This window comes from Paenibacillus sp. FSL K6-1566 (assembly GCF_038050475.1).
In the GTDB taxonomy this organism is placed as follows: domain Bacteria; phylum Bacillota; class Bacilli; order Paenibacillales; family Paenibacillaceae; genus Paenibacillus_AQ; species Paenibacillus_AQ lactis.
Window position 1 is genome coordinate 1,779,388 of record NZ_JBBOSR010000001.1, and the last position, 18,578, is coordinate 1,797,965.

Here is an 18,578-nt window from a genome sequence, read left to right on the forward strand (position 1 = left end):
GAAAAGGGACTTGAAGAGGCAAAGTGGGCTCCAAAGGAGCAAGCAAGTCCCCAAAAGGGACTTGCCCACCAGGAAAGCTTCAGCGGAGCAGGCGGAATTGTTCAGAAGAAGCGAAGCGTTCTCCTTTGCCCTCGGATTTCCTCATAGGAACCCAAAAATTCAAAGAAATCCGAGGGCAACAGAGATCGTAAGAACAATCCGCATGCGGAGTGCTGATAAACTGACAACGGTCCTACTAGCTGTGAAGATGTCCCCAAAAGGAACTAGTAGAGCGAAAGTGGGCTTCAAAGGAGCAAGCAAGTCCCCAAAAGGAACTAGTAGAGCGAAAGTGGGCTTCAAAAGAGCAAGCAAGTCCCCGAAAGGAACTTGTAAAGCGAAAATGGGCTCCAAAGGAGCAAGGAAGTCCCCAAAAGGGACTTGCCCACCAGGAAAGCTTCAACGGAGCAGGCGGAATGGTTCTGAAGAAGCGAAGCGTTCTCCTTTGTTCTCGGATTTCATCATAGGAACTCAGAATTCAAAGAAATCCGAGGGCAACAGAGATCGTAAGAACAATCCGCAGGCGGAGTGCTGATTAAGCTCACAACGGTCCTACTGGCAGTGAAGATGTACCCAAAGGGAACCTGCAGAGCGAAAGTGGGCTCCAAAGGAGCAAGCAAATCCCCAAAAGGGATTTGCCTTGCCCGCCAGGAAAGCTTCAACGGAGCAGGTGGAATTGTTCAGAAGAAGCGAAGCGTTCTCCTTGCCCTCGGATTTCATCAATAGGAACATAGAATTCAAAGAAATCCGAGGACAACAGAGATCGTAAGAACAATCCGCATGCGGAGTGCTGATTAAGCTCACAAAGGTTCAACTGGCTGTGAAGATGTCTTTTAAGGGACTTGTTGTGAAAAAGCCCCTTTACAAATTGTTCCCGCATTGGCGTTTTACCTGCAAACGAATCGGCAATACTACCAAGTATTAACGTTGGATCTTGACATAATGGAGAAACAGGAGGAATGACTTGTGAATCTGAGTATCGTGATTATGCTGGTGCAGCTGTTTTTTGCAGTCATCATCGGCATTTATTTTTGGAACTTATTGCGTGGGCAGAAGACCAGCAAGACCGCAGTGGACCGGGAATCGCGCAAGGAGCTCGATAAGCTGCGCAAGCTCCGGTCGGTATCGTTGACGAAGCCGCTCGCGGAGAAGACGAGACCTCAGACCATGGACGACATCGTCGGACAAAAGGACGGACTGCGGGCCTTGAAGGCCGCCCTGTGCAGCGCCAATCCGCAGCACGTCATTATCTATGGCCCGCCTGGGGTGGGCAAGACGGCGGCAGCGCGCGTGGTGATGGAGGAAGCGAAGAAGAATCCGCAATCGCCGTTTAAATACGATGCAAAGTTTACGGAGATCGATGCGACCACCGCCCGTTTTGACGAGCGTGGTATTGCCGATCCGCTCATCGGGTCGGTGCACGATCCGATCTATCAGGGGGCCGGTGCGATGGGCGTAGCCGGCATTCCGCAGCCGAAGCCGGGCGCAGTGACGAAAGCGCACGGCGGCATTCTGTTCATTGACGAAATCGGCGAATTGCACCCGATTCAGATGAATAAGCTGCTAAAAGTACTGGAGGACCGCAAGGTCCTGCTTGAAAGTGCATATTATAATTCAGAGGATGCCAATACGCCAGCCTATATTCACGATATTTTTCAAAACGGACTTCCAGCCGATTTCCGCTTGGTTGGCGCGACCACGCGCTCCCCGGAAGAAGTTGCGCCCGCTCTTCGTTCACGCTGCATGGAGATCTTCTTCCGTCCGCTGCTCCCCGAGGAGATCGGTAAAATCGCGGAGGATGCCATTCAGAAGATAGGCCTTGGCGCAGCGCCGGAAGCGGTGGACGTCGTGAAGCAGTACTGCTCCAATGGACGCGAGGCCGTCAATATGATTCAACTCGCCGCAGGGCTTGCATTAACGGAAAAAAGAGACTCCATCCGCGCCTCGGATGTAGAGTGGGTAGCGAGTAGCAGTCAGCTGCAGCCCCGCCCGGACCGCAAGGTGCCGGAGAAGCCGCAGATCGGCGTTGTCAACGGGCTGGCCGTATACGGTCCGAATATGGGGGCGCTGCTCGAGATTGAAGTGTCAGCGGTGCCGGTCGAGAAGGGACAGGGCACCTACAATATTACCGGTGTCGTGGATGAAGAAGAGCTTGGCGGGGGATCGCGCAAGCTGCGGCGCAAGAGCATGGCCAAGGGATCGATTGAGAATGTCCTGACCGTGCTGGAAGCGATGGGCTTCTCGCCGAAGGATTATAATCTCCATATCAATTTCCCGGGGGGAACCCCGATTGACGGCCCGTCCGCCGGTATTGCTATGGCAACGGCGATCGTATCGGCGATTAAGGGAATTGAGGTCGATAATAAAATTGCGATGACCGGTGAGATGAGCATTCACGGCAAAGTGAAGCCGATCGGCGGGGTGATTGCCAAAGTGGAGGCAGCGTTCCAGGCCGGAGCAACCCGTGTCATCATCCCGAAGGATAACTGGCAATCGTTATTCCAGGATCTGAGCGGCGGCTTGCGGGTCATTCCGGTCGAAACGGTCGACGAGGTGTTCCGCCAAGTATTCGGCGGCTCGCTGGCGGCGGACATCGTGGAGCTTCCGAACACCGACATCTATCCGGCCTCCTCGGCATCGCTTCTGCAGGCCACGCCACCACGCAATGGCAAAATGACCGATGCCGGCGGCGTTTAAGTTTCCCGTTGTTGGTTTTTTATACGCAGATTTGATAAAATAGGAATAGTGTCAACATTGAGAGCCATTGGAGGTGCGAAAGCGATGGGACCAAGTAAAACCAAAGGTCGTCGTTTTCCTTTATTGCCTTTAAGAGGTCTTCTTGTCTACCCCAGTATGGTGCTTCATTTGGATGTAGGCCGGGAGAAATCCGTAAAGGCTTTAGAAAAGGCGATGGTTGAAGACAATTTGATTCTCCTGTGTTCTCAATCGGAAGTGAACATTGAAGAACCGACGCAAGAGGATATTTTTCGAATTGGAACCGTTGCGAATGTACGCCAGATGCTTAAGCTTCCAAACGGTACCATACGCGTGCTTGTGGAAGGTATGGAACGGGCGGAAATTATTCAATATACGGATCAAGCGGATTACTACGAGGTCATCGCGCGCGAGCTTCCAGAGGAAGAGAACAATGACCCTGAAGTATCCGCTTTGATGCGGACGGTGCTGTCACAGTTTGAGAATTATATCAATTTGTCCAAGAAAGTTACGCCCGAGACGCTTGCGGCCGTCTCCGATATCGATGAGCCGGGGCGTCTGGCGGATGTCATTACAAGCCACTTATCGTTAAAGATCAAGGATAAACAGGAGATCCTTGAGACGATCGACGTCCGCAAACGGCTGGAAAAGCTGCTGGATATTTTAAACAACGAGCGCGAAGTGCTGGAGCTGGAGCGAAAGATCAACCAGCGGGTTAAGAAGCAGATGGAGAAGACCCAGAAGGAATACTATCTGCGCGAGCAGATGAAGGCCATCCAGAAAGAGCTTGGCGATAAGGAAGGCCGTGCTGGGGAAGTCGAGGAGCTGCGCAGTCAGCTGCAAGAGCTTCAGCTTCCGGAACGCGTCCACGAGAAAGTCGAGAAGGAAATCGACCGCCTCGAGAAGATGCCGGCCAGTTCGGCAGAAGGCGGCGTCATCCGGAATTACGTCGATTGGCTGCTTGCCTTGCCGTGGACGAACAAGACCGAAGACGATCTCGACATCGCAAAAGCCGAGCAGGTCCTGGATGAGGATCACTACGGGCTGGAGAAGCCGAAAGAGCGCGTGCTGGAATATTTGGCCGTGCAGAAGCTCGTAAAGAAGATGAAGGGGCCGATTCTGTGCTTGGTCGGACCGCCGGGCGTCGGCAAAACGTCGCTGGCCCGTTCCATCGCCCGCTCCCTGGAGCGCAAATTCGTCCGCATTTCCCTCGGCGGCGTGCGGGATGAAGCCGAAATTAGGGGACATCGCCGGACTTATGTCGGGGCCATGCCCGGCCGAATCATTCAAGGCATGAAGACCGCAGGCTCTTTAAATCCGGTATTCTTGCTCGACGAAATCGATAAAATGGCTTCGGATTTCCGCGGCGACCCGTCTTCGGCGCTGCTGGAGGTGCTCGATCCGGAACAGAACAATACGTTCAGCGATCACTTTATCGAAATTCCGTTTGATTTATCCCAGGTCATGTTCGTGACGACAGCCAACGCTCTTCATAACATTCCAAGACCGCTGCTCGATCGGATGGAGGTTCTCTATATTCCGGGTTACACGGAAATCGAGAAGCTCCAGATTGCGAACCGCTATCTGCTGCCGAAGCAGAAGAGCGAGCACGGGCTTGAGCCCGAGCAGCTCAAGGTAGACGAAGGGGCGCTCCTGAAGGTGATCCGTGAATATACGCGGGAGTCCGGCGTCCGGAACCTGGAGCAGCAGGTGGCGGCTCTGTGCCGGAAGGCCGCGAAGCGGATTGTTACGAACGAATCCGATTCCATTGTGATCGGTGCGGACGATATTAAGGATTATCTCGGCATTCCGAAGTTCCGCTACGGTATGGCCGAGCTGGAGGACCAAGTCGGAACCGTAACCGGTCTTGCGTGGACCGAGGTTGGCGGCGAGACGCTGACCATTGAGGTTACCGTCGTTCCCGGAACCGGCAAGCTGACGCTAACGGGCAAGCTGGGAGATGTAATGAAGGAGTCGGCTCAGGCAGCTTTCAGCTTTACCCGTTCGAAGGCCGCAGAGCTCGGCATCGACCCGGATTTCCACGAGAAGCTGGATGTCCACATCCATATCCCCGAAGGAGCCATTCCGAAGGATGGTCCGTCTGCAGGCATCACGATTGCTACGGCCCTTATTTCATCCTTAACGAAGCGCCATGTTGCCCGTGACGTGGCGATGACCGGCGAGATAACACTCCGCGGACGCGTGCTGCCGATCGGAGGGCTTAAGGAGAAGTCCTTGGCCGCTCATAGGGCCGGCTACAAAAAAATATTGCTCCCGAAAGATAACGAGAGGGATTTGCGCGACATTCCGGACAGTGTCAAGAATGACGTCGAATTCGTTCCGGTATCCCACATGGACCAAGTTCTCGAGCATGCGCTCGTAGAGCAGGCGGGAGTGCATTAGAGAGGAACCTTTAAAAATCATGAAAGTAACAAAAGCCGAATTCGTCATCAGTGCGGTCGGTCCTGCTCAATATCCTGAAGACGCCTTGCCGGAAATTGCTCTGGCAGGGCGTTCCAATGTGGGCAAGTCCTCACTGATCAACCGTATGATATCGAGAAAGAACTTGGCCCGTACGAGCGCAACGCCAGGCAAGACGCAGCAGCTCAATTATTACCGGGTCAACGAGGATTTGTATTTGGTCGACTTTCCGGGGTACGGATACGCCAAGGTATCCAAAAGCCAGCGCGCGGCGTTCGGCGAGATGGTCGAGAAATATTTGCTCAGCCGGGATGAGCTGAAGCTCGTTCTGCTGGTGGTCGATATGCGCCACCCGCCTACAAAGGACGATGTCAGCATGTATGAGTGGCTGCAGCATTACGACCGACCGGTGTGCGTCGTCGCGACCAAAGCGGACAAAATCCCGAAGACGCGCAGACAGAAACACGTCAAGATTGTAAAGGAAACGCTTGGCTTTCAGCCTCATCATTCATTCGTCATGTTCTCTTCGGAGTTAGGGCTTGGTAAAGAGGAGCTATGGGAAATCATCGAATCACATATCGGATACCGTCAAGAAAACGGCGAAGGGGACAACGGCGATTTCCGGGATGCAGCCGTCGAAGAAGACGAATAAGCGTAATCGAGCGGATTTGCCTGATTTTTTGAGTAATAGAGGGAATCGGTGTATTCTTGACAGGAAAGTGAGCATGTTGAGGGAAATCTCAGTCTGATTCCGGCTAAAACCGTTTTTTTATGAAATATGATGAATAATCTCGTTCGGACGACAGGAAAGACCGCTGGGATGTACAGTATAATGGGAGTAAGTTAAAAGAATTGAGGGATTTTTATGGCTCAGCGGTTAGCCACAGAATATGTTAATGCCACAATGCAAATGACGGATGTTCAAATGGATCGATTTCTGCAAGGGACCCACGCTTTCCGGGTGAGCAGCCGAGTGAAAGTGATGGACGGCGGAGAGCATGAGTTCGTGCTTGAAGATGAAAGCGGGGAAGAAGTTCATTTGCCCTTTGAACGCAAGAATGGCCTGTACGTCTGTGAGCTGTCGTGCCGATTGGTAACTCCCCATCTGGCCGATGCCGTACGTAAGCTGTTTACGGCTTTTAAGGGGTCGGGGAAGGTAAATCGGATCTATCGCGGCTTTACAATGAGCTATGATTACCACGTCGGAACGGTTCACCGAATCACCCAGATGACCGGGAACGAGAGTATCGTCATATACGAGTACAAGAATACGGCCGGAGAGCTGCTGCGCCTGTTTAACAGCAAGGAAGCTGAGAAAGAGATCGAATCCATTCAGCGGAATATTAATCTTCTTCTGGACCAGCGGATTGCGGCAGGCAATGACATGTCTAAGATCCAATCGATCGATGAACAGCTCCGGAGCTACAATCAGCGGCTATTCGTTCTCGAAGCATAAGACTAGGTTAGGCTGCCCATAAATGGGCGGCTTTTTTATTTGCGGAAGGGGAGTAATCTTAGTCACAGCTTCGGAATTTGGCACATATATTGAGCTGTAAAATTATTTATTAGGTTATTTTTGAAAAAGGTGTTGCATTTCGCTGTCATAGATGTTATTTTTAATCTCGTTGAAAAGAATATAGGAACCAGGATTCACTCAGGACATGTAATGTTGCGAGAGATTATTCCCTCGGGAAGTGAATGACGTAGGTCCTAGCGGATGAAATTTTCAAACATTTTATTCCTAGGAAGGGGGAAACCGGAAGATGGAATACTCAACTTTCGGAAGACACGTTGCTGTTGATACTTGGGGAGTCGATTTTGAACTATTGAACAGTGCAGAATTTTTACAAGCTCAGATGGTCGAAGCCGCTGAAGCATGTGGAGCAACGGTATTGTCCGTCCAATCCAAGCAGTTCGAGCCACAAGGAGCCACGGTGCTTGTATTGCTGTCGGAAAGCCATCTCTCGATTCACACATACCCTGAGAGAGGTTTTGCTGCGATTGACTGTTACACCTGCGGGGAGACGGTAGATCCGCAATTGGCTATTGACTACCTGGTATCCGTACTGAAACCTGAAAAATGCTATGCTAAGAAACTCGTGCGCGGACTTGGAGAAATGAAGGTCGAGACGCCCGAGATGAAACTGGCCGAACTCGTTTAACAGGCCAACTACAAATTGTGTATACCTATAACCATGGAGTCCTCCATGGTTATTTATTTTGAGACGACCTTTTCAAGGAAAATCATACGTATATCTCCAGTGCTCAATATCCACAATAGTAAGGTGTAGGTAAACAGGAAATGAGGGGAGTCCCCATGAACAGAATATAACGAAACATGGGGATTTCATAAACATTTCATAAAATAGACAAGGGGATTTGGCTGACTGTGATATAATGAACAAGGTCAGGGCAGACCGCTTGATCGCGGTCATACTATCGGAGAAATAGGCAGGTGAACATGCAATGCACATCGTCGTTGTTGGGTTGAATTATCGCACGGCGCCCGTGGAGGTCAGGGAACGCTTTACGTTTTCGGAAGCTGAATTGCCGGAGGCGCTGCGGGAGCTGAAATCAACCAAGAGCGTATTGGAGGGCGTCATTGTCGCTACCTGCAACCGTACTGAGATTTATGTTGTGGTAGATCGCCTTCATATGTGCGGCTACTTTATCCGCAGTTTTATGGAGCAGTGGTTCGGCATTAACCGTGAGGAATTTACACAGCATCTATATATATATGAAGATGAACAGGCCATTTCCCATCTGTTCAAGGTCACCTGCGGCCTGGATTCCATGGTGATCGGAGAGACGCAGATCCTGGGACAGGTTCGCAATGCCTTTTTAACATCCCAGCAGCATCATGCTACCGGAACCTGGTTCAATATGCTGTTCAAGCAGGCGGTAACGCTCGGAAAACGCGCCCACTCGGAAACCTCGATCGGCGAGAGCGCCGTGTCGGTCAGCTATGCGGCGGTAGAGCTTGGCAAACGGATTTTCGGCACATTCAACGATAAGAAGGTTATGATTCTCGGCGCAGGCAAGATGAGCGAGCTTACCGTCAAGCATCTTTATGCCAACGGCGCCGCAGAGGTAATTGTGGCTAACCGGACGCTGGGCCGCGCCAAGGAGCTTGCGAGCAAGTTCGAGGGCACGCCCTGCACGATGGAAGAAGGCATGGGGCTTCTTTATGACGTAGACATCATTATCAGCTCGACGGGCTCGAATGAATACGTGCTGAATGCCGACCGGGTAAGGGAGAGCATGAAGAAGCGCCAGTCGCGGCCGCTGTTCATGATTGATATTGCCGTTCCGCGGGATATTGATCCGGCTGTCGGCGAGCTGTCGAATGTATTTTTGTATGACATTGATGATTTGGAAGGTATTGTTGAGACGAATATGGAAATGCGCCGCGTCGAGGCCGCTAAGATCGAGGTTATGATTCAGGCGGAGATGGACGCATTCCACACTTGGCTGAAGACGCTTGGCGTCAGACCGGCGATTCGCGCTCTGCAGGAGAAATCCAATACCATCCACGAAGAGACGCTTGAAAGCTTATTTAATAAGCTTCCGGAATTGGACGAACGTCAGCGCAAGGTTATTCGCCGATTGACGAAGAGCATCGTTAACCAAATGATGCATGACCCGATCAATCGGATTAAAGAAATGACCGGCGGTAAGCACGGCAATGAAGCGCTCGACTATTTCACTCAAATTTTCGCGCTGGAAAGCCTGATTCATGAAAAAGAGCAGGGGACCCGCAGCCACACCAAGGACAAAGCAGCAACCAAAGCTGAAGCGATATCGAGCGCTGCCGATCGGCAGGCAGAGGAGAAGCCCATAAAGGTATCTCTTGCCCCAGCCACCCTATGAGGCGGGTGAATTCATTCCATGCTGCTAAACCTTATTTATAATACCGGCATTTGTATCTATGCCCTGAGCCTTCTGTTTTTTATCTCGGATTGCGTATCGCGCAATTCGGTGGCGAAGCGGATAGGCACAGGGCTTCTTGGCATAACGGCGCTGCTTCAGCTTGGGGGAATCGGGATCAGAGCGATGGAGGGCGGGCATTTTCATCTCCCCGTGTTTACGTTGTTTGATTTCTTGCTCCTCCTTACGTTCTGCATCACGATAACATCGATGGCACTAACGTATTTAAAGCGATCCGAGTATGCGGTGCTGCTGATCAACCTTGTCGGCTTCTGCGTCATGCTGGTCAACCAGCTTTGGTTCAAAGCCGGAGGAGATAACGCCCTATACAGCTGGGAGACTGAGCATCGGCTCCTGCTGATTCACATCGCGCTGGCGAGCATAAGCTTTGCCGCACTGACGGTAGGGGCTGTTTTTGCCGCAATCTATATGTTTCTGCACCGAAAGCTTAAGCATAAACACTGGAATGATACGGTACGAAGATTGCCCAGCTTGGAGAAGCTGGACATTTACGCTTATAAAGCGTTGATGACGGGAACGGCGATTTTGGTGCTGTCCTTGATCGTGGCAATCATGTCGGTTGCCATGGCAGGGCGATGGCAGCTGCTCCTGGATATTAAGGTGCTGTCTACGCTCCTTGCGCTCAGCATGTATATTGTTTATTTCCTGAAACGCAGCCTGCTGAAACGCTCCGGCATGGAGGCCGCGGTTTGGGCGCTGATCGGGTACGGATTCATTATATTGAACTTTTATCTGAATACGTGGTCCGGTTTTCACAGCTGGTCAGGAGTGTGACGGATGATGAATGATTCTAAGTATGTGCCCGTGATGCTGAAATGCGACGGGCGTTTATGCTTGCTGGTCGGCGGCGGTGCCGTGGCTGAACGGAAGGCCGCGGCGCTTCTGGATGCCGGAGCAAGCGTACATATTGTAAGCCCCGAATTAAAGAGCGGCCTGCTTCGCAGGCTGGCAGATGAAGGAGCCGTGCAATGGACCAGCAGGGTCTATGAGCCGGGGGACCTGCAAGGAGCTTTCCTGGTTTACGCCGCAACGGACGATGATACGCTGAATAAAACGATCGCACTGGAGGCCGACCGGCTTGGAATATGGGTGAACGTGGCCAGCGACGGAGAGGCGGGCTCGTTCATCAGCCCGGCGGTCATGCGCCGGGGAAGATTGACCTTAGCGGTAGCTACGTCCGGGGCAGGGCCCGCTGCGGCCGTGCGAATTCGGCAGCAGCTCGAAGAGCAGTTCGGCCAGGAATACGAGGAATATCTCGATATATTATACAGCATGCGCTCGGCGATTAAGGCACAAGCGGCATCTGCTGAGGCGCGCAAACGGCTGTTGGACCGATTATACCGATTGGATATTCTCGGCGATATTCGCCGCGAAGGTTATGCGTCCTGGAATACGGATAAAATCAAGCTATGGATTGAGAACAATCAGGAGGAATGAATATGCGCACGATCGTGGTTGGCAGCAGGCAGAGTGCTCTTGCACTTACACAAACAGGACAAGTTATCGATGATTTGAAGCGGTTAGCGAAGGAACATGGATTAGAGTACGAGTTTACCGTCAAGAAAATCGTCACGAAAGGCGATCGCATTGTCGATGTCACCCTGTCCAAAGTTGGCGGGAAAGGACTGTTCGTAAAGGAAATCGAGCAAGCCATGCTGGACGGGGAAATCGATATGGCGGTGCACAGCATGAAGGATATGCCGTCCGTTCTTCCGGAAGGCCTGGTGTCCGGTGCCGTTCCTAAGCGGAAGGATCCCCGCGACTGCCTCATTTCCATGGAAGGCTCGACATTGGATGATCTTCCGCAAGGGGCGAAGGTGGGGACAAGCAGTCTGCGCCGCTCCAGCCAGCTGAAGGCGTACCGGCCGGATCTGAAGATTGACTGGATCCGCGGCAATATCGACTCCCGGATCCGGAAGCTGGAGAGCGGGGAATTCCAGGCTATTATTCTCGCAACGGCAGGTCTTCAGCGGATGGGCTGGGAGGATCGGATTACGTCCTATCTGCCAATCGATATCAGCTTGCCGGCCGTGGGACAAGGCGCGCTCGGAATCGAATGCCGCGAGAACGATACGGAGCTTCTGCATCTGCTATCCCTCTACAACGATGAGGTGACAGCACGGACCGTATCGGCAGAACGCAGGTTCCTGAGCGAGCTGAACGGGGGCTGCCAAGTACCGATCGGAGCGTATGCTGTCATCAAGGAGGATTCAGGAGATTCCCGCGGAGCTCAAAACATTATACAATTAACAGGTATGGTAGGTTCCCCGGACGGCGAAATCATCCTTAAAGAAACCGCCGAGGGAACCGATCCTGAATCGCTCGGAATCGAAGTGGCCGAGAAGTTGAAGGCTAAGGGAGCAGAGAAGATTCTGGCACAAGTTAGGGGATGAGGGGATGGCAGGTAAGGTTTATCTCGTAGGAGCGGGTCCTGGCGACGCGCGCCTGATTACAATTAAAGGCAAGGAATGTATAGAGAAAGCCGATGCCATTGTATATGACCGGCTTGCGAGCCCAAGGCTGCTTAAGTGGGCAAAGCCGGGCGTCGAGAAGGTGTACGTCGGCAAGCTGCCCGACCGGCATACGATGAAGCAGGAGGAGATCAACCAGCTGCTCGTTGATTTGGCGCTGGAAGGCAAGGTGGTCGTTCGTTTGAAAGGCGGCGACCCGACCATATTCGGGAGGGTCGGGGAGGAAGCGGAGCTGCTTAGGCAAAACGGCATTTCATATGAGATCGTGCCGGGAATCACGTCGGCGATCAGCGTGCCGGCCTACGCGGGCATACCGGTCACCCATCGCGAGCATGCCTCTTCCTTGTCCATCGTGACCGGTCATGAGAGTCCGGAGAAGCTCGATCGAATGATTCAATGGGATAAAGTGACCAACGCAACCGGGACGTTGATCTTCATGATGGGAGTGGCAAAGATCGGCTACATCAGCCGTCAATTGATCAAGCATGGCCGGTCTCCGGCAACCCCCGTAGCTCTGGTAAGATGGGGAACCCGCGCCGAGCAGGATACGCTGACCGGCACGCTGGCCGACATTGAGGAGAAGGTCCAAGCGGCCGACTTCCAGCCGCCTGCCGTTATTGTCGTTGGGGATGTCGTCCTGCAGCGGGAGCGGCTGAAGTGGGCCGAGAAGCTGCCCTTATTCGGCAAGCGAATTCTCGTAACGAGAACCCGGAGCCAGGCCAGCTCGCTTGTATCGAAAATCGAGGACCTTGGCGGAGAACCCTATGAATTTCCCGTCATCGAAACGATCGCGCCGACATCGGATGAGGCTGTTGCCGGCCTGCGGTATGCGCTGGACAAGCTTCCGACCTATGATTGGGTCTTCTTCACGAGCACCAATGGGGTGGAATTCTTCTTCCGTCATTTAAAAGAATACGGGCGGGACATCCGCTCGCTAGCCGGTGCACGGATCGTTGCAGTCGGCCCGGCTACGGCCGAAGCGCTTCGCGATTACGGCATAGCGCCCGAGGTGCTGAAGGAGCGGTTTCAGGCTGAAGGCTTGATCGATGCCTATGGCCCCGAGCTTGCTGCCGGCCAGAACGTGCTGCTTCCCCGAGGGAATCTGGGCCGTTCATGGCTGCCAGAGAAGCTGACCGAAATGGGGCTGTCCGTTACGGAAGCAACCATGTACGAGAACGTATTGTGCGGGGAGGATGACGAGGAGCTGATGAAGCTGTTTGCCGAAGGCGGAATTCATGCCGTTACGTTTACGAGCTCCTCAACCATTACGAACCTGCTGAAGGTGCTTGAGCGGATGGGGGCCGAGAACCCTGTTGAGCTGCTGAAAGGCTCAGCCATCGCTTGCATCGGTCCCCTCACGGCCCAAACCGCGGCCGAGGCCGGACTGGACGTTACGATGATGGCGGAGGAGGCAACCATCGACAGTCTGGTGGAGGCACTCTGCAGCTGGAATCAGCAGGAAGACGATCCTCGCACGCGATAGGGCTATCATTCATTTGTTTAATTTCCATATATCGCTTGTAATCTCCTAAAATTGCGAGTTCAAAAAGTCGGGTTTTCAAAGACGACTTTTTGAACAACCTCTAAAAAAGAAAGGTTGTCACAGCTATGAGTTTTCCAATCGTACGCCACCGCCGGCTGCGTCAAAATGCCGGCATCCGCAGCATGGTCCGCGAGACCGTGCTGCATCCCGAGGATTTGGTGCAGCCGATCTTCGTTACCTACGGCAGCGGCGTGAAATCCGAAATTTCGTCGATGCCTGGCGTCTTTCATTTTTCGCTCGATACGTTGAAGGACGAAGTGGATGAGATCGTTCAGCTGGGCATTCCTGCTGTGCTGCTGTTCGGGATACCGGAGACGAAGGACAGTATCGGCACCTCGGGGTTTGCCGACGACGGAATCGTTCAGGAAGCAACCCGGCTTATTAAATCCTGGTACCCGGATCTTCTCGTCATTGCGGATACCTGCCTGTGCGAATTTACGGATCACGGGCACTGCGGCATGGTCCATACGTATGAGCGTGACGGCCATGTGTGCGGCGACGTCCTGAACGACGAATCCCTGGAGCTGCTCGTCCGTACCGCCGTATCCCAAGCCAAGGCGGGCGCGGATATTATCGCGCCGTCCAATATGATGGACGGTTTCGTACAGGCTATCCGTTCGGGTCTTGACGATGCCGGTTTCCAGAACGTGCCGATCATGTCGTATTCGGTTAAATATGCGTCGGCGTTCTACGGCCCGTTCCGGGAGGCGGCCGACTCCGCGCCGCAGTTCGGCGACCGGAAAACGTACCAGATGGACCCGGCGAACGTGAGGGAAGCGCTGCGCGAGGCGGAATCCGACGTGCTGGAAGGTGCGGACATGCTGATGGTGAAGCCGGCGATGGCCTATCTGGACGTTGTAAGATTGCTTAGGGATCAGTTCGACTTGCCGATCGTGGCTTACAATGTCAGCGGGGAATATTCGATGATCAAAGCCGCCGCCCAGCAAGGCTGGATCAGTGAGAAGGCGATCGTTATGGAGCTGCTGACCGGAATGAAACGCGCCGGCGCCGATATTATCATTACGTATTTCTCCAAGGATGCGGCACGCTGGATGCGCTAACCCGTAACGATACGATTATACAGTTAGGAGTTGCTAATATGAGCCAAGGTTTGAGAAAAGAAGAATTGTCGCGCTCTGCCTTTGAGGAAGCCAAGAAGTATATTCCCGGCGGTGTTAACAGCCCTGTCCGCGCGTTCAAGTCGGTGGGACTGACGCCGATCTATATCGAGCGCGGGGAAGGAAGCCGCGTTTATGATATCGATGGCAACAGCTTTATCGATTATGTCGGATCCTGGGGCCCGCTGATTATGGGACATGCGCATCCGGAAGTGGTCGAAGCTCTCCAAGAGACTGCGAAGAAAGGGACCAGCTTCGGTGCTCCGACGCTTCTGGAGACGGAGATGGCCAAGCTGGTCTGTGAGCGCGTGCCGTCCATCGAGGTGGTGCGCATGGTGAACTCCGGCACGGAAGCGACGATGAGCGCGATCCGTCTTGCCAGAGGCGTTACCGGCCGCAGTAAGATCATCAAATTCGAAGGCTCCTATCACGGTCATGCGGACAGCCTTCTTATCAAAGCCGGTTCAGGTATCGCCACGCTCGGCCTGCCTGACAGCCCGGGCGTTCCGGAAAGCGTAGCTTCCAATACCATTGCGGTGCCGTATAATGATTTGGAATCCGTTCAGCTTGCCTTTGAACGGTTCGGCGAAGAGATTGCCGCCGTCATTGTAGAGCCGGTTGCCGGCAATATGGGCGTCGTGCCGCCGCAGGAAGGTTTCCTTGCGGGCCTCCGCAAGGTGACGGCCGATTATGGCAGCCTGCTTATTTTTGACGAAGTCATGACCGGATTCCGTGTCGGCCTGAACTGTGCGCAGGGTCGTTATGGCGTTACGCCGGATTTGACCTGCCTCGGCAAAGTGATCGGCGGCGGCCTGCCGGTTGGCGCTTATGGCGGCAAGCGGGAGCTGATGGAGCAAATTGCACCGGCGGGTCCGATCTATCAGGCGGGAACGCTCAGCGGAAATCCGCTGGCGATGGCGGCAGGCTATACGACGCTGAAGCTGCTCACGCCTGCGGTCTATGATCAGCTGGAGGAGCGCGGTGCGCGCCTGCAGGCCGGCTTTGAACGCAATGCGAAGGAATTCGGCATTCCGCTCACGATTAACCGGATCGGCTCCATGGTTTGCCCGTTCTTTACCGATGTGCCGGTCGTTAACTTCGACACCGCCAAAACAAGCGATTTGGCGCGGTTCAACCGTTATTTTGCCGCAATGGTGCAGGAGGGCGTCAGCGTGCCGCCGTCCCAGTTCGAGGGCATGTTCATATCCGCGGCGCACACGACGGAGGATATCGACGCAACGATCGAGGCGAACTATAACGCCTTCAAGAGCTTATGAGCTATCAGGGAAGCTGGGTCCGGCGGGGCGAATGGCTTGAAATGACGCCGGGCAAAGCACTGACCGGACAAGCGGACCGGGAGGAAGCCGCCGGCCGGTGGCTGCTGGATACCGTGGGGATGCCCGAGAAGCTGTATCGCAAGCTCCGTCAGGAACAGGGAATACGATGGAGAGGGGACCGGCTGTCGCTGGTCCTTTTTCCTTACCGGGAATATGGGATCGAGCCAAGGTGGCATGAGCTTGACGTGCTGTACGAGGATGAATTTTGCCTCGTCGTGAACAAGCCTGCGGGGATGTCCGTTCATCCCGCAGACCCTGCCAGCCGGGAGATCACGCTCAATCACGCGGTTGCGGCTTATTATGAAACGGCTGGAATCCGCGCGGCCGTCCGGCATATCCACAGGCTGGATAAGGATACGACGGGGCCGGTATTGTACGCCAAGAATGAATACGCCCAGCTCAAGCTGGATGAAGCGATGCGGAAGAAGGAGATCGTCCGCATCTATGCCGCCATCGTTCAAGGCCGGGTAGGGGATGACTTGAAAACCATCGACCTGCCGATCGGGAAGGATCGCCATCATTCGGGCCGCCGCCGGGTTTCGCTGACCGGGCAGCCGGCCATTACCCATATTATTTCATCGGAGATCTACCCGGGCACGAGCTTGCTGCATGTAAGCCTTGAAACCGGGCGGACGCATCAAATCCGGGTTCACTTGAGCCATATGGGGCATCCGCTGCTCGGGGATACGATGTACGGGGGCCGCGCCATCCGCCTTGGCAGACAGGCGCTTCACGGGGAAAGACTGCATTTTTCCCATCCCTTCACCGGCGAAGAGCTGGAGATCCATGCGCCGTGGCCGGAGGATTTAACAGCGCTTCGGAGACAATTCGCGCACGAGTGAATCGAGCATGAAGGCATGTATACAAAGCTGTTGCTCTAGCGGGCAAGCAGACCTGTCGACAACCCTTGAGGGCGCTGCCGATAAGGCTGCCTGCCGGTCGGATCCAGCACCAAGATTCAGCCCCAATCCGTAAAAAAGTCATGCACTCCTTTTTCCCGCATATAAATAAGTTGAGTGGCAAAAAAATGGCTCATGCCGTGAACGACAGATCACGGATAGTATATGCCGAAAGGAGGACATTCCCGTGTTTGACCAGTCCTACGGATTGCGGTTTGATATTTATGAGCGTATTAATTTGGCGGAAGAGCTGCCGGGAATCGAAGAATTAGAGGAAGCGGAACTGATCCCGCATATTCAAGTCATCAGTCAGCAGGATCAGGCTACGCTCCGGGGGCATCTGCTTCTGGCGGGCGTGTATAAAGGCGATACCGAGACCGGAGAATCGGAGCCGCTGGAGCACTGGATTCCGGTCGAAATCACCGTCCCGATGAACCGGGTATCGTCGCTGGATGACATTGCGGTCGAGATCGAAAACTTCGATATTGATCTGTTATCGAGGCGTAGTCTTAACATCACCGGCGTTCTGTCGCTCAGAGGCATTCAGGCAGCGGCCCCGGGAGTCCGGGATCAGGCTTGGGCGAATGAGGAATTCACGGTGGTACATGCTCCCGAGCCGTCCGGCACGCAAACGGCTGGAGAACCGGCGGCAGAGGCGGGGTACGAGCCGTTCCAAGCCAATGAGGAGCCTTCCGGGAGCAATGATGCTGCTGCCTCGCATCCAAGCGAAACAGCGCCTTTTGTCAACTTCCGGGCCAGCATCCAGGAGCAGGAGGAGCGGACGCAGCAGTATTTGGCATCATGGGCCCAGTACGAGAATCAAATCCGCCGCGAAGAAGAGCCGGTTTCGGACACCCGCATGGCGGCAGCAGCTGATGATGCCGATGCGCGTGATACGGTAGAATACGCCTTACATAATGATCCGGAGCCTGCCGCCCAGGAAGCGGAGCCTTCGGTTCCAAGTGTATGGCAATTTGAACGCAAGGCGGAGCCAGAGCCTGCTCCTGAAGCGCAAGCAGAGGAAGTGGCATCGGCGTTTCCGGGCGTAGTCGACCGCAAGGGGGACGGCGTGGAGGCTGTGCCGGACCTGCAAGCTGTTGATGCAGGGGTTCAGGAAACGTACGAAGCGCCGGAGCCTGCTGACAGCGCGGCAGAGGAGGCGGAAGTTGTCCTGAAGGCCGAGGAGCCGTCCGATCCGGGCAAGCCGGAGCTGAAGGTCGCATTTTCGACGAAGGGCAGCGATGCTGCAGCTTCTTCAGGCGTAGGATTTTCTTCACTGCTGCATTCCAGCCGGCTTGTGCAGGACCAGGAGATTGCCGCCCTGGATGAGGAAGAGAAGGCCGAGGAATTGGCGGAGCCCGCCTCAACCGAGGATGTCGAATGGAAGAGCTTGTTCCTGGGCAACCGCAGGGAGGAAACGCCGTTCCGGAAGGTGCGGATGTGCATCGTTCAGCGGGAAGAGACGCTGGATATTATTGCGGAGAGGTATCAGCTTTCGCCGCGCGAGCTCTTGCTGTACAATCGGATGTCCGAGCAGAATGTGGAGGAAGGGCAAGTCCTTTACATTCCTCAGTAAATCTGCAAAAACCCGATCGCAGGACAAAGCCTGCGCTGCATCAGAGCGTTCCCTTGCATGGCATTTGCAAGGGAACGCTCTTTTTTTATTTCGGCCATTTCCGAGCGCAAGCAGGTATGGAGCAGCAAAATGCCGGAAATACTCGATATATTGACTATATTGCACAACCGCGTTATATTTGAATAGAATATGTACAGGTATTTCTAAAGTGAACAACGTTGAACGGGAAGAGTAGGAAGATATGGCCTTCAGAGAGCGGAATTGCTGTAATAGGCGCTGTGAAATTCCGCAGGAACCAGCTTGCCCAATGTCGCCCGGGAGTTGCGTGCTTGAACCGGAGCATCCATGATGCTAAGCCGGTCAGAGCCCGCCGGCTGCAGCCGTTATCTGCGTAAAGTGTCGCGCTTCAAGCTCTTCAATGATACAGCACGGTAAGGAACGGAGTTCCTGACGGCTGCTAAGCGCGAAACAAAGGTGGTACCGCGAGAGAACAGTCTTTCGTCCTTTGAGGACG

14 protein-coding genes are annotated in these 18,578 nt (G+C 54.1%); all 14 read left to right on the plus strand.

Translation table 11 applies throughout. The annotated features are described in order from the left end of the window. Window positions 1-1,023 precede the first annotated feature (1,023 nt). The 14 genes from lonB to NST08_RS07615 all read left to right on the plus strand — a co-directional run bounded on the left by lonB (window position 1,024) and on the right by NST08_RS07615 (window position 18,064). Window positions 1,024-2,733: an ATP-dependent protease LonB gene (gene lonB, locus NST08_RS07550; protein WP_285852581.1), complete on the plus strand. Its 1,710-nt coding sequence runs from the start codon at window positions 1,024-1,026 to the stop codon at window positions 2,731-2,733. 84 nt (window positions 2,734-2,817) lie between these two features. Further along, window positions 2,818-5,154 (plus strand): endopeptidase La, encoded by a 2,337-nt coding sequence (gene lon, locus NST08_RS07555; protein ID WP_213617198.1) that lies wholly within the window; start codon window positions 2,818-2,820, stop codon window positions 5,152-5,154. 19 nt (window positions 5,155-5,173) lie between these two features. Further along, entirely contained in the window at window positions 5,174-5,824 is a 651-nt protein-coding gene (gene yihA, locus NST08_RS07560; protein ID WP_007130746.1) for a ribosome biogenesis GTP-binding protein YihA/YsxC, read from the plus strand. A gap of 213 nt (window positions 5,825-6,037) precedes the next feature. After that, window positions 6,038-6,628, plus strand: a complete 591-nt coding sequence (locus tag NST08_RS07565; protein WP_007130745.1) for a hypothetical protein — start codon at window positions 6,038-6,040, stop codon at window positions 6,626-6,628. A 307-nt stretch (window positions 6,629-6,935) separates the two neighbouring features. Continuing rightward, complete coding sequence (gene speD, locus NST08_RS07570; protein ID WP_007130744.1) at window positions 6,936-7,334, plus strand: adenosylmethionine decarboxylase; 399 nt, start codon at window positions 6,936-6,938, stop codon at window positions 7,332-7,334. A gap of 304 nt (window positions 7,335-7,638) precedes the next feature. Next, on the plus strand, window positions 7,639-9,042 hold the full coding sequence (hemA, locus tag NST08_RS07575) for a glutamyl-tRNA reductase (protein WP_213617200.1): 1,404 nt from the start codon (window positions 7,639-7,641) through the stop codon (window positions 9,040-9,042). 18 nt (window positions 9,043-9,060) lie between these two features. Next, window positions 9,061-9,894 carry a cytochrome c biogenesis protein CcsA gene (ccsA, locus tag NST08_RS07580; RefSeq protein ID WP_007130742.1) on the plus strand — a complete coding sequence of 278 codons (834 nt, stop codon included), beginning with the start codon at window positions 9,061-9,063 and terminating at the stop codon, window positions 9,892-9,894. Between the two features lie 3 nt (window positions 9,895-9,897). After that, window positions 9,898-10,557, plus strand: a complete 660-nt coding sequence (locus NST08_RS07585) for a precorrin-2 dehydrogenase/sirohydrochlorin ferrochelatase family protein (RefSeq protein WP_007130741.1) — start codon at window positions 9,898-9,900, stop codon at window positions 10,555-10,557. Between the two features lie 2 nt (window positions 10,558-10,559). Continuing rightward, a complete protein-coding gene (gene hemC, locus NST08_RS07590) occupies window positions 10,560-11,513 on the plus strand; it encodes a hydroxymethylbilane synthase (protein ID WP_028406588.1) in 954 nt (317 codons plus the stop codon). 4 nt (window positions 11,514-11,517) lie between these two features. Beyond that, window positions 11,518-13,074: a uroporphyrinogen-III C-methyltransferase gene (gene cobA / locus NST08_RS07595; protein ID WP_251537040.1), complete on the plus strand. Its 1,557-nt coding sequence runs from the start codon at window positions 11,518-11,520 to the stop codon at window positions 13,072-13,074. A gap of 125 nt (window positions 13,075-13,199) precedes the next feature. Next, a complete protein-coding gene (gene hemB / locus NST08_RS07600; protein ID WP_007130738.1) occupies window positions 13,200-14,195 on the plus strand; it encodes a porphobilinogen synthase in 996 nt (331 codons plus the stop codon). Between the two features lie 38 nt (window positions 14,196-14,233). Then, window positions 14,234-15,529, plus strand: a complete 1,296-nt coding sequence (gene hemL, locus NST08_RS07605; protein ID WP_028406586.1) for a glutamate-1-semialdehyde 2,1-aminomutase — start codon at window positions 14,234-14,236, stop codon at window positions 15,527-15,529. Beyond that, the gene (locus NST08_RS07610; protein WP_028406585.1) at window positions 15,526-16,431 is read left to right on the plus strand and encodes an RluA family pseudouridine synthase; all 906 of its coding nucleotides are present in this window, start codon (window positions 15,526-15,528) and stop codon (window positions 16,429-16,431) included. Before hemL ends, NST08_RS07610 begins: the two co-directional genes overlap by 4 nt. A gap of 244 nt (window positions 16,432-16,675) precedes the next feature. Beyond that, window positions 16,676-18,064: a LysM peptidoglycan-binding domain-containing protein gene (locus NST08_RS07615; RefSeq protein WP_028406584.1), complete on the plus strand. Its 1,389-nt coding sequence runs from the start codon at window positions 16,676-16,678 to the stop codon at window positions 18,062-18,064. Window positions 18,065-18,578 lie beyond the last annotated feature (514 nt).

Bases quoted from the DNA above. Each gene is read 5' to 3' on its own strand.
- lonB (WP_285852581.1), top strand. From the start codon at position 1,024: ATGCTGGTGCAGCTGTTTTTTGCAGTCATCATCGGCATTTATTTTTGG.
- lon (WP_213617198.1), top strand. From the start codon at position 2,818: ATGGGACCAAGTAAAACCAAAGGTCGTCGTTTTCCTTTATTGCCTTTA.
- yihA (WP_007130746.1), top strand. From the start codon at position 5,174: ATGAAAGTAACAAAAGCCGAATTCGTCATCAGTGCGGTCGGTCCTGCT.
- NST08_RS07565 (WP_007130745.1), top strand. From the start codon at position 6,038: ATGGCTCAGCGGTTAGCCACAGAATATGTTAATGCCACAATGCAAATG.
- speD (WP_007130744.1), top strand. From the start codon at position 6,936: ATGGAATACTCAACTTTCGGAAGACACGTTGCTGTTGATACTTGGGGA.
- hemA (WP_213617200.1), top strand. From the start codon at position 7,639: ATGCACATCGTCGTTGTTGGGTTGAATTATCGCACGGCGCCCGTGGAG.
- ccsA (WP_007130742.1), top strand. From the start codon at position 9,061: ATGCTGCTAAACCTTATTTATAATACCGGCATTTGTATCTATGCCCTG.
- NST08_RS07585 (WP_007130741.1), top strand. From the start codon at position 9,898: ATGATGAATGATTCTAAGTATGTGCCCGTGATGCTGAAATGCGACGGG.
- hemC (WP_028406588.1), top strand. From the start codon at position 10,560: ATGCGCACGATCGTGGTTGGCAGCAGGCAGAGTGCTCTTGCACTTACA.
- cobA (WP_251537040.1), top strand. From the start codon at position 11,518: ATGGCAGGTAAGGTTTATCTCGTAGGAGCGGGTCCTGGCGACGCGCGC.
- hemB (WP_007130738.1), top strand. From the start codon at position 13,200: ATGAGTTTTCCAATCGTACGCCACCGCCGGCTGCGTCAAAATGCCGGC.
- hemL (WP_028406586.1), top strand. From the start codon at position 14,234: ATGAGCCAAGGTTTGAGAAAAGAAGAATTGTCGCGCTCTGCCTTTGAG.
- NST08_RS07610 (WP_028406585.1), top strand. From the start codon at position 15,526: ATGAGCTATCAGGGAAGCTGGGTCCGGCGGGGCGAATGGCTTGAAATG.